The sequence below is a fragment of the Bradyrhizobium sp. USDA 4504 genome, assembly GCF_054063995.1.
This window is the reverse complement of sequence record NZ_JBSSGV010000001.1, coordinates 8,269,750-8,283,496: the sequence shown is the minus strand read 5'-3', so window position 1 is coordinate 8,283,496 and position 13,747 is coordinate 8,269,750. Positions and strand designations below refer to the sequence as shown.

Below are 13,747 nucleotides of genomic sequence, written 5' to 3'. Positions count from 1 at the left end.
TTGATGCTCCGGGCTGGCCCGTCCGGCTGAACACGGCCCGCGCGTTCGGCGCGGCCAGCGGTCGTTGGCATCGACGAGCTTCTCGAACGAGGCGTCGTGCGGAAATCACCGGCAGGGCGATCGGGATAACGAACACACAAGGCCGCTGGCATCCCTTGAGATGTTCACTCCGACCAATCAGGCCGAGGGCCGGTCAATCCATGTCCCGAAAGGCATGGCCATCGGCCTTGACACCTTCGATCACGCTCGGCGGCAAAAGATCCTGAGCGGAGGTCCCGTCAAAAACCCAGTCGCCCTTGTCCGCGAGGTCCGGGAGCTGCGCGCCCTTGCGGACGTAGATCCCGATCGCCGGCTTCTTCACATTGATGTAGAGATCGTATTCTTCCATCGCGTCGATGCTTTCCCTCTTGCTCTATCGAGCCATTCATCGGCTACGGAGCAACCGCCATGCCAATTTGGGTGCATCGAGATATCAAGAGCTTACGCCGACCTGACCGACCGGATCTGACAAACTGTCCGATCGAGCATGGACAAATTGTCCACGCTGCGGGCGCAACGGGCTCGCGCAGCGTCGAGCCCGTTGTCGCCTCTGTGAAATCGAAACGTCTTGCCCCAGACAACAGCGGCCGCAGCGGTCCCGCTGCACTATCCCGGCTATCCAAGATCGACAGGACGTCCTGACGGCTCTTCTTCCAGTGTCACCGCAATGTCTGCGTTGGCGGACAAGCGCACCTTGTTACCCTCGACGCCGGCGACGAATCCCAGCTCGATATAGTGCTGATGTCCTTTGTGGTGCCCGAAACTGTCGCTCTTCCTGAGCCTGATACGATCACCTTCGACCTGATCGACCGTGCCGACATGCACTCCGTCAGCGCCGATTACTTCCATACCGCCGTTGATCTTGTTCATGGCCATACCTTTCTCCCTGAAATCCATTGCAGCGGTCACGCGAGCCATAATCCATATCGACTGCGTAACCGCGGACCACGCGCAACCAAATCACTTGACCGGGCGGCCCGACTTTTCTTCCTCAAAGAGTTCGACGATATCGGCGTCAGAGCAGAGCCGCACCTTGTGATCCGTGACGCTGTCGACGAAATCCATGCCGATATAGTGGTGATGTCGTCTGTGCCGGCCGCCGCCAGTTTCGCTTTTCTTCAGCCTGATACGGTCGCCCTCGGTGCTATCGACGACACCGATCTGCACACCGTCAAACCCGACGACCTCCATGCCTTCCTTGATCCGATGCTTCTTCAAGAATTGCACCTGCTCGTTCCATGTCTTTCTCAAGCCTGACGCTCAGATCGCTTCGTCCTCATCCGGAGGCTTCACTGTCTTCCCGTTGAATGTCAGACCGTCTTTCCCCGACGAGATCTGCATGGTCGAGCCGTCGCGGACGTCGCCCGCGAGCAGCATTTCGGCCAGCGGATCCTGTACATATCGCTGGATGACCCGCTTTAATGGCCTGGCGCCATAGGCGGGGTCCCAGCCCTTCTCGGCGAGCCAGGCTTGGGCCTTGGCGTCGAGCGACAGTGTAATTTTGCGATCGTCGAGGAGCTTGCGGAGACGCGCGAACTGAATGTCGACGATTCGGCCCATGTCGTTCTTCTGCAGCCGCTGAAACAAGATGATCGCATCGATGCGGTTGAGAAATTCCGGCCGGAAATGCGCGCGGACCATCTCCATCACCTTGTCGCGAACGGCACTCGTCTTTTCGCCTTCCACCTGATTGACGAGGTATTCCGCTCCGAGGTTTGAGGTCATGATGATGAGCGTGTTGCGGAAATCCACTGTCCGCCCTTGGCCGTCGGTCAGGCGTCCGTCGTCCAGCACCTGCAGCAGCACGTTGAACACATCCGGATGCGCCTTCTCGATCTCGTCGAACAAGACGACCTGATAGGGTCGTCGCCGCACGGCTTCCGTGAGCACGCCGCCCTCGTCATAACCGACATAGCCCGGAGGCGCACCGATGAGCCGTGCGACCGAGTGCTTCTCCATGAACTCCGACATGTCGATGCGAAGGATGGCGTGCTCATCGTCGAACAGGAATTCCGCAAGGGCCTTGGCCAGTTCCGTCTTGCCGACGCCGGTCGGGCCAAGGAACATGAATGAGCCCATCGGCCGGTTCGGGTCCTGCAATCCCGCGCGGGCCCGTCGCACGGCCGTTGACACGGCACGAACCGCTTGTGTCTGTCCGACAACGCGTTTGGCGATCATCTCCTCCATCTGGAGGAGTTTCTCCCGCTCGCCCTCGAGCATCTTGTCGACGGGAACGCCGGTCCAGCGCGAAACTACCTGGGCGATATTGTCGGCCGTGACCGTCTCGCTGATCGAACTGCTCTCGCTGGCCTCGACGGCAGCCAGTTTTTTCTCCAGTTCGGGAATCGTGCTGTAAGACAGCTCGCCTGCCCGCTGGTATTCACCTTTTCGCTGCGCGTTCGCCAGTTCCGTACGAAGCTGCTCGAGTTGCGCTTTCATCTTCTGGGCGTCCGAGAGCTTGCTCTTTTCGGCCTGCCATTTCGTCGTCATGTCGGCGGAGCGCTTCTCGAGATCGACCAGATCCCCGTCGAGCGTCTTCAGACGGCTCTTCGACCCGGCATCGCTTTCCTTCTTGAGTGCCTCCTGCTCGATCCTGAGACGCACGATTTCGCGGTCGAGCGAATCCAGTTCCTCCGGCTTGGAGTCGACCTGCATCTTGAGCCGTGCGGCAGCTTCGTCGACGAGATCGATGGCCTTGTCGGGAAGGAAGCGGTCGGTGATGTAGCGGTTGGATAACGTTGCGGCGGCGACCAGCGCGGCGTCCGAAATCCGTACGCCATGATGCTGCTCGTACTTGTCCTTGAGGCCGCGCAGGATCGAGATCGTGTCCTCCACCGTGGGCTGCGACACGAAGACCGGCTGGAAACGGCGGGCAAGCGCGGCGTCCTTCTCGACATGCTTGCGGTACTCGTCGAGCGTGGTCGCACCCACACAGTGCAACTCGCCGCGAGCCAGCGCGGGTTTGAGGAGATTGGAAGCATCCATCGCACCGTCTGTCTTGCCAGCACCGATGAGCGTGTGCATCTCGTCGATAAAGAGGATGATACCACCATCCGCGGATGTCACCTCGGAGAGCACGGCCTTCAATCGTTCCTCGAACTCGCCGCGATACTTGGCACCGGCAATCAGCGCGCCCATGTCGAGCGCGAGCAGCTTTTTGTCTTGCAGGCTCTCGGGAACATCGCCGTTCACGATCCGCAAGGCGAGCCCCTCGACGATGGCGGTCTTTCCGACACCCGGTTCACCGATCAGGACCGGATTGTTCTTGGTGCGGCGCGACAGCACCTGGATTGTGCGACGTATCTCCTCGTCGCGACCGATCACCGGGTCGAGTTTGCCGTCACGCGCGGCCTGCGTCAGATCGCGGGCGTACTTCTTCAGTGCGTCATATGCATTCTCGGCTGACGCGCTGTCTGCGGTGCGGCCCTTCCGGAGCAAATCGATCGCGGTGCCAAGAGCCTGGGCATTGACGCCGCCTTGCGCCAGGATCTTCGCCGCGTCGCTGCTCTTGTCCGTGGACAAGGCCTGCAGCAGGCGTTCGACGGTGACGAAACTGTCGCCCGCCTTTTCCGCTAGCTCCTCCGCAGCGGTGAACAGGCGCGCGGTGTCGGGCGCCATATAAACTTGTCCCGCACCCGAACCGGACACCTTCGGCAGTTTTGCCAAAGCCGCTTCCGTCGCGTGCAGGATCGCCCGCGAGTTTCCACCCGCCCGATCAATCAGACCGGCGGCCAAGCCTTCGTTGTCGTCGAGCAACACCTTGAGCACATGGAGAGGCGTGAACTGTTGGTTACCCTCCCGTGTTGCCAGAGACTGCGCCGACTGGATAAAGCCCCTCGCGCGGTCGGTATATTTTTCGGAATTCATGGAGCCCCTTTCAAACGCGCGGTCTGTCGTCAATGGTCAGGAACGGAATTACGATCCGGCCGGCGTCGGCGCAGCGTGTTGCGCGCCTGGAAGCTTCTGCCTGATCCCTTCGGCTTTGCCCTCGGTGGGATGGACGATGAGGTCGAACATGGCTATTGCCCATGGTTGATGATCAATTCCGGCTCTGGACGACTGCAGTATGAAGCGCCCCGGTCTCAGCGCGGCGTGGCGCGGGTGGCCGCGGATCGCGCGACCTTTTCGTCAAGGCGTTTTCGCAGTTTGGCGAGCTCAACGACCATCCGCTCGTGAGTCCCCTTGCCAATTTCCTCGATTTCATCGGAGGCGCGGACGGAAAATGCGATCCGGCGGCCGTCGACCGCTGTGACTTCGGCCATGGCGGTAACCGTCTGTCCAACCACAGTCGCAGCAAGATGCTGCACGTTGACCATGGTGCCGACCACGCTCTCGCCCGGCTCGAGATAATCACGAACGGCATTGAGGGCAGCATTCTCCATCGCCATGATCATGACCGGTGTCGCCAACACCGGCGGCAGGATGCTGTCCTTGAACCGGTTGGCCAGATGTTCGGGCTTCACGACGAGCGTGAAGCGTCCGGTTGTGCCAGTCGATATGCGCTTCATCGGTCACGCTGCCCTCTTGAAGAGATCCTCGACATACTCCCAGTTCACGAGGTGCTCGAGAAACGCCCGAATGTAGTCGGCCCTTCGATTGCGGTAATCGATATAGTAGGAGTGTTCCCAAACGTCACAGCCCAGTATGGGCTTTGCACCATAAACGAGCGGATTCTCGCCGTTGGGCGTTCTCATAACAATTATCTTGCCGTTCTGCACTGCAAGCCAACACCAGCCAGAGCCAAACTGCCCGACGCCGGCGGCGATGAACTCCTCTTTCATCTTCTCGATCGAACCGAAGTCCGCCTTGATTTGCCGCTCCAGGATTCCCGGCAGCGCGCTTCCGGCATGCGGCTTCATCCATTTCCAGAAGTAGGTATGGTTCAGGTCCTGGCTCGCATTGTTGAATACAGGAACGTTGCTTCCAAAGGAGCCGATGACGACATCCTCCAGGCTCATTCCCTCCCATTCGGTGCCTTTGATAAGGGCATTGAGCGCATTGACATACGCGGCGTGGTGCTTGTCGTGGTGATATTCCAGCGTTTCCCCGGACATGTAGGGAGCGAGCGCGTCATGCGCGTAGGGCAGATCAGGAAGCGTGAAGGACATGGACATCTCCTCTGGAGAGAACATTCGCGACGGTGCACCGCCTGGTGCTTGCGACAAACGCGCGTCGCCGTGGATCTCGTGGTTCAGATGTCACCGGCTGTTTTCTCTTCGACCTCGGTTCTTCCGAGCAGAATGCAGTCATGCAACGGATGAAACGCCATGGGGTCCTCTCTCGGGGGTGAACGGCGGTGCCAAAATGCGATCCTTGCCGATATCGGGCCGGAGGCCGGCAGTACGTGACGGATAGTCGTTGCCGCTGCGGCCCCCAATCCTGATCCTGAGCAACTCATGTGCCACATCGGAAGCTCTACGATATCAATCAGTTGCGTCGTAGGAGGGAAGCGCTATCGGACAACTTGTCGAAAGCAAAACGGACAAAATGTCCTGCGTGTCGCTTTGGGGCACTACTCACCAAACTGAGGGTGAAAGATTGCCTGTCAAAACTACCGTCCGATATGGTCGAAATCGATGAGGGCGATCGGCGATAACCCTCGAGAACGTCTAGCCTTCCAAGAACCGGCACGCCCAGATCAGGCTGCGTCGATCATTCACCTACGTCAGCCATGGCCGGCTATTTCGCTAGATTGGGCTAAGGGACGCAAAGTTCCGGTATGAGCTCTTTAAGCGAGCTCTGGAAGCGTTTCGGAACAACACATCGAGACGACGGCGCGGCTAGTCGGCCTCATCGAGTGACGGCCGGGCTGCACGAAATCCGTGCGCGTCCGCAAAACGTAGCGCCTCGACGATCATCGTCTTCACGACCTTGGGCTCATCATCGTGATTGAGCTCGTACTCCAACAGCATTGAGGCAAACGCCTCCTCGTCAACCTTTTCCAGCGCATCAGCCAGTTCATTCAGCGTCATCACGCATCCCCTCGTTCGCGATCTCGCCCTGCCGCTGGTACAGCGGGGCGCCCAGCTCGCCTAGTTCCCCTGACCATACATGATCGCGAGGGCGGCAAGGGCAAGCAGGATGTACTCGCCATTGTAGTCGGCGTCATCGTCGGTAGAGAGATCGAATTGCTTCCACACGCCGTCCAGCTTTCCAGCGTCATGCTCAGCAACGACTTTGACGGCGACCTCGCGGATGGCATCGAATTGCGAAAAGTCGAAGTGCAGCCCCTGATCGTCCATGAACAGCCCGTGGTTTTGCAAAAAGGCCGCCATCGGCATCGTCGTCTCACTGATATAAAAGAGCAGGTCGTCCGCTTCCAACGGCCGATCCTGTGCCTGCGGCATGAGACCGACCTGATTGATGAGCAGATGCGCCTTGGCCTGCATATCTTTCGATAGCTGCTGGTTGGACACAACGGTCATTTCTGGAGCTCCTCGCTCTTCACACCAGGCTGGGAGGTGTCACCAACGGCCGGAAAACATCGGCCTGCCTGGCATCATTTGATGCGGCGTCCCTGGAAGTAGCCCTCGTTGGTGGTGTTCTCGCGGATGTTTGCTGTATCACCCTGTTCCGCGTAGTTGTCTTCGCGCTTCTTCGACGACGTATCTTTCTTGACTTCGGGGTCACCGCCGGTGCCCTTCGGGCTACGGTTGGCCGGCGGAACAGGGGGCATCTTCCCATGATGACGTGGCATCGCTGCGTCTCCTTGACCTCAGACTCATTGTTGCACGCGGTTGAAGCTCCTGCCGCCCTTGGCGATTCCAGCAACAGCCATGCCAAGCGAGGCTTCACGCGATATCAATCGCTTGATGACCGCGGCCAGGGGCCGATGGACAATTTGTCTTTGCAGCGGGACGAAATGTCACCGGCTCTTCGGTCGCCATCAGTCCTCCGCAGGCAGCCAGACCGTAAATGTCGTACCCTTGCCGGGTTCGCTCTCAACGGAAATCTTACCACCCTGGCGGGTTACAAGCATCTGGCTGATGGACAGCCCCAAGCCGGTTCCCTCCCGCCTCTTGGTGGTGAAGAATGGATCGAAGATCCGCTGAATTACGTCCGGCGTCATACCGCCGCCGGTGTCCGTCACATCGATCATGACGCCACGGCGCCTGCCCTCATCCCGATCAAAGGTTCGAATCGTCAAACGCCCGCCTCCGGACGTCGCGTGAATTGCGTTGACAAGGAGATTGACCAGCACCTGCTGCAATTCAGTGCGATTCATTGAGACCAGGCGTGAGGCGTGATATTCCGTTTCGATGCTGATCGTTGTCTTGTTCAGCAGATGTTGAACGAGTGGCAACGTGTCGGTGACGACGACGGCTGGATCATATTGATCGGTAAAGCCGGCATACTCCTGCGGCTTGGCGAATTGCAGAAGCCTCGTCACAATTTCACTGACGCGATGCATCTGCTCGTCGATGAGCCGAAACTCCGTTTTTGCTTCGTCGGCCTTGGCGCCCATCATATCCCTGATGATCTCCAGGTTGCCCTGCATCACCGCGATGGGATTGTTGATCTCATGGGCTACACCAGCGGTGATTTCGCCAATTGCAGCGAGCTTTTCGGACATGATCAACTGCCTGGTTGTTGCTTCGAGCTGCTGGTTCGCATGCAGGAGCTTGTTTGTGCGCTCCTCGACGCGCTGGTTGAGCTCCTGGTTCCATTGCCGCAGCTGGGCGTCGCGCTCGTGGATCTGATCGAGCAGTCGATCCAGATGAACCGCAACCTGCTCGATCTCGTCGCGCCCATCGACGGGTCCCGTTCGTGCGCCTAGTTCGCCGCTTTCCACTTTCGAAATCGTCGTCGTCATCCGCTCAAGAGGCCGGAAGATACTTGCCGCCCACGTCAAGAACAGTGGAACAGTCAGTGCAACCGCGACGGCAAATGCCAGCGCGATTTCCAGAACCGTACCGCGCTTCGCTGCGGTGAACGGTTGCCGAAGATAGCCGGCGTAGAGCATTCCGACGCGACGATCATAGCTGTCACGGATCGGCTCATAGGCAGAGATGTACCAGTCGTTGACGACGAATGCGCCATCGAGCCAGGTCTGGCCACGATCGAGAACCGCATCTCGAACTTCCGCAGAGACGCGCGTGCCAATTGCACGCTGCCCCTCGAACATCCTCACATTGGTACTGATACGCACATCATCGAGGAAGAGCGTCACGGTCCCGCGACTGCCTTCCGGCAAACCCGCCCCGAAGTAGATCAGATCATTGATCGTGTCGACAAAGGCGAGGTTCTGATTGAGCAGCATTCCACCGACCAACGCGGCCTTTCGTCCGTTCGGCAGCGAAACCGGCGTCGCCGATTGCAGTACCAGCCCCCGGCTCTCCTGCGTCCGCGTGGTCGGCGCGCTTCCGGGTGTCGCGACGATGTCGATCTGAGCGCGCTTCGCAAGATCGGCGGAGATCGCCGCGAGCTCCATGGATTGAAACACATCAATCGCGGTTCGTGCCCGTCCCTCAAGCGCCGAGCTGATGACGGGCCAATTCCATCGTGGCGCGGCCGCCATCTGATATTCACTCGCGATCACCGCGCCATCGTCAGCGATAATGTAGAGAAAATCGAAGCCGCGAGCCTGCGCGATGTCCTTGAGATAATCGCTCAGGGCTCCACGCTCATAGCCCGGGGTTTGCACAATCGACTGAAAGAGCGCGGAATTCACCGACGATACCAGATAGTCCTCCGTGTTCTCGAAAATTCGTCCGAGATATTGCCTGGCGATCGTCAGGTCGTCATGGACCTTGGACGTCAATACTGCGTCGAACCTCACGTTCCAGCGATAAATGCTGATCGCAAGAAGCAACGGAAGAATGACGAGCATCGGCAAGAGTGCCATCGCCAGCAGGCGATACCGCACGGAGGCCCTTGGAGAAAAACTCGTTATCAGAGTTGCCAACTTGCGCATTTGCGATCGATCGTTTTGCGCGAGATGCCGAGACGGCGTGCCGCTTCCTCACGGTCGCCTCTCGACTCGCGAAGCACAAAAAGGATGTGTCGCCGCTCCACATCGGCGAGTGTGACATCACTGGTCGATCTTTCGGCTCGTGACTTGAGATAGTCCTCCCGGAATTCACCGAGGATCACCGTCCGCTCAATCAGATTGCGCAGCTCCCGTATGTTGCCTGGCCAATCGTACTGCAAAAGGAAGGTACGCATTCCGACGTCGATTGGAACGCGCGGCATACCAAGCTGATCGGAAATCTCACGCATGAAGATATCGGCGAGCTCGAGCACATCCTGATCGCGCTCCCGAAGGGACGGAAGATCGATCTGCATGACGTTGATGCGAAAATAGAGATCCGCGCGAAAGGTGCCGGCTGCAACCCGCTTCTGCAGATCGGCGTTGGTCGCGAAGACATACCGGGCGTCGATCGGCACCTCTCGCTCCGAGCCGACGGGACGCACCCGACGATCCTCAAGCACACGCAACAGCTTGCTTTGCAGATGGTAGGGGAGCTCGCCAATCTCGTCCAGGAAAAGAGTGCCGCCTTGCGCGAACATAAAAAGACCCTCTCGGGTCTTCCCTGCGCCGGTGAATGCCCCCCTCACATGGCCGAAGAGTTCGCTTTCGATCATTTCTGAAGGGATTGCGCCGCAGTTGACCGGCACGAACAGCTTGTCCGCTCGGTTGGACAGCGAATGGAGCGATCGAGCGGCAACCTCCTTGCCTGTTCCGGACTCGCCAGTAAACAGAACCGGCGTCGGCAACGGCGCCACCCGGGCGATAGTCTCCCGTGCCTTTTGAATTGCTGCGGATGCTCCGAGGAGCTTGTTTCGCAGATACAGCTGCTGCGAGGACGACTTCAGCTCATGGCGCAGTACGAAATTCTCCCGCTGCAGTCTCGCCCGGTCAAGGCAACGCGCAACCGCATTCAGCAATTGATTGGATCGAAATGGCTTGATCACAAAATCGATGACGCCGATGCGCAGTGCGCCAATTGCTGTATCCAGATCAGCATAGGCTGTCATAAGGATGACATCGGTGAAGAACCCGATCGCTCGCTGCTCCGCAAGCCAGTCCAGGCCACTCTTTCCAGGCATGACATTGTCAAGGATGACGACGTCGAAATGCTGCCCATCGAGTTTCCGCGACGCATCCCTGGCGTCCGCGGACTCCTCGATCAGCCTGCAGCGAGGTCGCAGGAGCTTGACGAGGAAATTGCGTATGCCGGGTTCGTCGTCAACGACAAGAATCGAGGCTTGCGCAAGCCAAGGTCCAAATTCCGGGTCGACCACCGGTTCGGCAACGTCACGCGGGGTTTCCTCAGACATTCATATCTCTCCCGACACCGCTCTTGACGACCACCATCTCAACGCAGGGCGATGGCCTTCTCCAGCGCCATGAAAAAAGCGAAGGCAAAACAATATGCCTACCACAGGCCACGCCAGGCCATAAGCCATTCCGCTCCTCGGCTGGATCGCGAACATCGCAGGATGCCCAAGCCAGCGCTTGAAGCCGTTGTCGGCGACCGTCAATTCGGCGATAGAGAAAACGCCCTGACGTTGGCATAGTGTTCCCCACCCATCGCTGGGGTTGTTCTCCAAGGCGACGGCGCGCTCGCGTTAACGCTCGCGCGCGGGTTACTTTTCTTCGGTCGGTGTCGAGATGAACGAGGACTTCCCGAAGTGCGGATCGATCGACGCTTTCTTGTCGTCACCAAGGAAGACGGGTGCCAGATCCTCATCGACCATGATCTTCGCTGCCTGCGGCGTTTGCGGGTCCCCGTCAACGTCAAGGCGCGTCGCCGCCTCAAGGAGCAAGGCCCACACGTCATCGGACGACAAGACGTTCTTCACGAGGAGCGTGCCGGACCAGGGCCTCAAGCACCAAGCCAACAATCGGTCCGTTGCCGAGCGTGCGTTCCATCGAATAGCTGCTCCCTAATGCCTGTCCCCCGATCGACCGTGGTCACCCGTTCTGTCAAACCGTTCGTGAATCGTCGTCAAGTGCGGTACGCATCAGCGCGAAAGCCTGTCGAACACCATGCAGCTGATCGATGAGATGGAGGATGACGTGGATCCCCTCATCGTTGACACCTAGATCGCTCTTGAGATCGCGGATCAGGTGCGCGCGGGCGACGTCCGCGTCAGAGAATTGCGCGCCTGAAGCCGCCTCGGTTGGAATCAGCCATCGTTGCTCCAGCCAGAACTCGAGTGTCTGCACCCGCAGTCCCGACGAGATCAGAAATTCCTGTTTGTTGAGGGTCATCACAAGGTGCCTTCGCGCGGATCGAACTCTCTCCCCTTGGCCCAGTTCTCGACGAACGCTTCCAATTCCGGATCCGGCGATTTCGGCAGGACGATCGTCAGCTTCACCAATTCGTCTCCGGCACTTCCCCCTCGGCGCGGGGCGCCCTTTCCTCTGAGGCGCAGTGTCGTGCCTGTGTTCGATCCCTTCGGCACCGCCATCGTAACATCACCGGTCGGTGTCGGCACCCGGATTTGACCGCCCAGAACGGCCTCGGTCAACGAGATCGGCACTTCGAGCAGAATGTTGTCGCCGTCCCGCATGAAGCGCCGATCCGGCATGACCTCGACTTCGATGAGGGCATCGCCTGGTCCGCCTTTGCCGGCACCGGGAGCTCCCTTGCCCTTCAAGCGCAAAACCTGCCCATCTACCAGGCCCGGGGGAATTTTCACTTCCAGCGTCCCGCCATCCGGCAGTGTGATTCGCTTGGTTGCACCGCTGATCGATTCGACGAACTCGATAGGCAGGCGATAATGGAGATCTTCACCGCGCCGGTTTGCGCGTGCGCGCTGCCCGCGCCTTAGCAGCTCGGCAAGCGCATCGTCCGAATTCATGAAGTCGGCAAAGCCGGCCCCGCTCGTGTAAGCATGCGGGTCTCCAGCATCGGCGTAGTCGCGATAGAAGTGATGCTGCGGCCGCTCAGCTCCCGTCGCGTCGATCTCACCATTATCGAAGCGCTTGCGCTTGTCGGCATCGCTAAGCAGGTCATAGGCGCCGGCCGCCTCTTTGAACTTTTCCTCCGCAGCCTTGTCGCCGGGGTTGAGGTCAGGATGCAGCTTCTTCGCAAGCTTGCGATAGGCCTTTTGTATCTCGGCAGCCGAAGCTGAGGAGGACACTCCCAACACATCGTACGGGTTCTTAGCCAATTGCCGCTCCCGACTTGAAGATGGCAGAGATCGGCCTTTCCCGTAGCGGGGAACGGCCGCGAGCCGGGTCCCGATTATTCAACATGACCGGGATCCACGTATTTGGGGTAATTCTTCAGTTGCTGAGGCGTCATTCGTGCGGGATCCGGTGCTCCAGGAACACCGCGCGGACCTAGCTGCGCCCGCACGATGTCGTCTTCCGTTAGACGCGGCTTGCCGTCGTCGAGTTGTCCATTGCCTCCGAGACTCGTTGTCATCGCCTTCCAATCGTCCGCGTCACGCCTAGCGTTGCTCGGGCCGCCGCTCCTCGGGTCTTTCACCGGAACGCTGCTGTTCCGGGGGCCCGCGGCGCGGAGGCGCTCCCATTTCCTCCCTCTGCGGTTCTGTTCTCGCAGCGGGTGCGGCAGGTCTGGCTTCGATTTCCGGCCGCGCCGCCGGACGAGCCATGGGTTCGGGGCGAGGCTCCGGCCTCGGTGTGGACTCTGGCCGTGCTTCCGGCACGCGGATGTCCTCACGCTTTCGTTCTTCCGGAGGAAGAGGTCCTGGGGCCGCCTCGGGCCGCGGCGTTCGTTCACGCTCAAGTTCGCGAGGTGCGGCTTTTCCGGCTTCATCCGCTGGCGACTTGCGCGCCGGCGCGGACCCCTCCGCTGGACGTCGAGCGTCTTCGAGCCGCTGCCGCGAGGGGTCCTGGGGACGCGCGCCCTTCAGCTCTTCGGGTCGATGTTTTTCCGTATTCGACGGCATCACCTCGGCGGGCGCGTGTGGTCGAACAATGTCCCGCCCGTTCAGGATCGATGGGCGTGGCGTAGCCATCACGGGCGGTGCGCCAGCGTTTGCTCTGTTAAACAGACGGGTGTCGTGGCTCGCGACCTCGACGTGTTTGCGTTGCAACGGCGTGGGTGCGAAATGTTGTTCCTTGGCGACGGCTCTGTCCGCAGCGGTCGGACGAGCCTCGACGCCGCCTCGTCCGCCATTGTAGCTGACGTTGTTCACCGTCTCATTGACGACGACGGTTTTCTGATAGACGTTTCTAATCGTCACACTCCGCACGTTGTTGACCGTGCTGTTGTAGAAGAATTGGCCACGATCCCAGCGGCCACCTTCGTAGCCAATGCCCGAATAGCCGAAGCCATAGTTGACGCTGCCATAAAAGCCGACGCGCTCACCCCAATAGCCCGGGTGGAAAATGTAGGCTCCCGCAAGCCGCCCCCAGTAGCCCGGGGTCCATAACAGGCCCGGTCGCGGTGGTTGCACCCAGGTTCCCGGCACCCAATAGTAGTCACCGGCATCCTCATCCCACGACCAATATCCCGGAGACCAGAGATAGCCCGGCGCAGGCACAGGGGGCTGTTCGTATCGAGGCAACGGCGGCGGCGGCGTTTCCACCGCCGTGACTTGAGAGCAAGCTGCTTCCTGGGACAACGCGGCCGCCGGCATTACGCATGCGCTTCCAAGCAGCAATACGGCGAGAACTACGGGAGATGTCGTCGTCAACAGTCGCTTCAACATATGAGAACCTTCGCGAGAAAGCGTTGCTATTCGCGTGATGACGACACCGTTCGCGGCGGCGAACGGTGTCAATTTC

At 59.6% G+C, this 13,747-nt stretch carries 16 protein-coding genes; all 16 read right to left on the bottom strand.

Features of this window, described 5'->3' with window-relative positions:
- Positions 1-193: 193 nt before the first annotated feature.
- Positions 194-388 (bottom strand): hypothetical protein, encoded by a 195-nt coding sequence (locus tag ACVMB1_RS38870; RefSeq protein WP_038387850.1) that lies wholly within the window; start codon positions 386-388, stop codon positions 194-196.
- 266 nt (positions 389-654) lie between these two features.
- A complete protein-coding gene (locus tag ACVMB1_RS38865; protein ID WP_233475597.1) occupies positions 655-915 on the bottom strand; it encodes a DUF2171 domain-containing protein in 261 nt (86 codons plus the stop codon).
- 84 nt (positions 916-999) lie between these two features.
- Complete coding sequence (locus ACVMB1_RS38860; protein WP_244558670.1) at positions 1,000-1,257, bottom strand: DUF2171 domain-containing protein; 258 nt, start codon at positions 1,255-1,257, stop codon at positions 1,000-1,002.
- A gap of 42 nt (positions 1,258-1,299) precedes the next feature.
- Positions 1,300-3,906 carry an ATP-dependent chaperone ClpB gene (gene clpB / locus ACVMB1_RS38855; RefSeq protein ID WP_076825114.1) on the bottom strand — a complete coding sequence of 869 codons (2,607 nt, stop codon included), beginning with the start codon at positions 3,904-3,906 and terminating at the stop codon, positions 1,300-1,302.
- Positions 3,907-4,121: 215 nt separating this feature from the next.
- A complete protein-coding gene (locus ACVMB1_RS38850) occupies positions 4,122-4,547 on the bottom strand; it encodes a thioesterase family protein (protein WP_057016348.1) in 426 nt (141 codons plus the stop codon).
- A gap of 3 nt (positions 4,548-4,550) precedes the next feature.
- Complete coding sequence (locus tag ACVMB1_RS38845) at positions 4,551-5,147, bottom strand: superoxide dismutase (RefSeq protein ID WP_076825237.1); 597 nt, start codon at positions 5,145-5,147, stop codon at positions 4,551-4,553.
- 672 nt (positions 5,148-5,819) lie between these two features.
- Entirely contained in the window at positions 5,820-6,011 is a 192-nt protein-coding gene (locus ACVMB1_RS38840) for a hypothetical protein (protein ID WP_057016349.1), read from the bottom strand.
- Positions 6,012-6,071: 60 nt separating this feature from the next.
- Positions 6,072-6,464, bottom strand: a complete 393-nt coding sequence (locus ACVMB1_RS38835; RefSeq protein ID WP_141340224.1) for a hypothetical protein — start codon at positions 6,462-6,464, stop codon at positions 6,072-6,074.
- Between the two features lie 74 nt (positions 6,465-6,538).
- Positions 6,539-6,736: a hypothetical protein gene (locus tag ACVMB1_RS38830; protein WP_057016351.1), complete on the bottom strand. Its 198-nt coding sequence runs from the start codon at positions 6,734-6,736 to the stop codon at positions 6,539-6,541.
- Between the two features lie 189 nt (positions 6,737-6,925).
- A complete protein-coding gene (locus ACVMB1_RS38825) occupies positions 6,926-8,953 on the bottom strand; it encodes a sensor histidine kinase (protein ID WP_076825117.1) in 2,028 nt (675 codons plus the stop codon).
- Positions 8,932-10,320: a sigma-54-dependent transcriptional regulator gene (locus tag ACVMB1_RS38820; RefSeq protein ID WP_076825120.1), complete on the bottom strand. Its 1,389-nt coding sequence runs from the start codon at positions 10,318-10,320 to the stop codon at positions 8,932-8,934. Before ACVMB1_RS38820 ends, ACVMB1_RS38825 begins: the two co-directional genes overlap by 22 nt.
- Positions 10,321-10,629: 309 nt before the next feature.
- The gene (locus ACVMB1_RS38815) at positions 10,630-10,833 is read right to left on the bottom strand and encodes a hypothetical protein (protein WP_194295312.1); all 204 of its coding nucleotides are present in this window, start codon (positions 10,831-10,833) and stop codon (positions 10,630-10,632) included.
- Between the two features lie 136 nt (positions 10,834-10,969).
- On the bottom strand, positions 10,970-11,257 hold the full coding sequence (locus ACVMB1_RS38810; RefSeq protein ID WP_076825123.1) for a chaperone modulator CbpM: 288 nt from the start codon (positions 11,255-11,257) through the stop codon (positions 10,970-10,972).
- On the bottom strand, positions 11,257-12,162 hold the full coding sequence (locus ACVMB1_RS38805) for a DnaJ C-terminal domain-containing protein (protein ID WP_076825125.1): 906 nt from the start codon (positions 12,160-12,162) through the stop codon (positions 11,257-11,259). Before ACVMB1_RS38805 ends, ACVMB1_RS38810 begins: the two co-directional genes overlap by 1 nt.
- Before the next feature lie 74 nt (positions 12,163-12,236).
- Positions 12,237-12,419, bottom strand: a complete 183-nt coding sequence (locus ACVMB1_RS38800) for a hypothetical protein (protein WP_076825127.1) — start codon at positions 12,417-12,419, stop codon at positions 12,237-12,239.
- Positions 12,420-12,444: 25 nt separating this feature from the next.
- Positions 12,445-13,743, bottom strand: a complete 1,299-nt coding sequence (locus ACVMB1_RS38795; RefSeq protein WP_206601502.1) for a YXWGXW repeat-containing protein — start codon at positions 13,741-13,743, stop codon at positions 12,445-12,447.
- Positions 13,744-13,747: the final 4 nt, after the last annotated feature.

Coding starts and splice junctions, on each gene's coding strand:
- ACVMB1_RS38870 (WP_038387850.1), bottom strand. CDS start 388: ATGGAAGAATACGATCTCTACATCAATGTGAAGAAGCCGGCGATCGGG.
- ACVMB1_RS38820 (WP_076825120.1), bottom strand. CDS start 10,320: ATGTCTGAGGAAACCCCGCGTGACGTTGCCGAACCGGTGGTCGACCCG.
- ACVMB1_RS38810 (WP_076825123.1), bottom strand. CDS start 11,257: ATGACCCTCAACAAACAGGAATTTCTGATCTCGTCGGGACTGCGGGTG.
- ACVMB1_RS38835 (WP_141340224.1), bottom strand. CDS start 6,464: ATGACCGTTGTGTCCAACCAGCAGCTATCGAAAGATATGCAGGCCAAG.
- ACVMB1_RS38850 (WP_057016348.1), bottom strand. CDS start 4,547: ATGAAGCGCATATCGACTGGCACAACCGGACGCTTCACGCTCGTCGTG.
- ACVMB1_RS38865 (WP_233475597.1), bottom strand. CDS start 915: ATGGCCATGAACAAGATCAACGGCGGTATGGAAGTAATCGGCGCTGAC.
- ACVMB1_RS38845 (WP_076825237.1), bottom strand. CDS start 5,147: ATGTCCTTCACGCTTCCTGATCTGCCCTACGCGCATGACGCGCTCGCT.
- ACVMB1_RS38800 (WP_076825127.1), bottom strand. CDS start 12,419: ATGACAACGAGTCTCGGAGGCAATGGACAACTCGACGACGGCAAGCCG.
- ACVMB1_RS38840 (WP_057016349.1), bottom strand. CDS start 6,011: ATGACGCTGAATGAACTGGCTGATGCGCTGGAAAAGGTTGACGAGGAG.
- clpB (WP_076825114.1), bottom strand. CDS start 3,906: ATGAATTCCGAAAAATATACCGACCGCGCGAGGGGCTTTATCCAGTCG.
- ACVMB1_RS38825 (WP_076825117.1), bottom strand. CDS start 8,953: ATGCGCAAGTTGGCAACTCTGATAACGAGTTTTTCTCCAAGGGCCTCC.
- ACVMB1_RS38830 (WP_057016351.1), bottom strand. CDS start 6,736: ATGCCACGTCATCATGGGAAGATGCCCCCTGTTCCGCCGGCCAACCGT.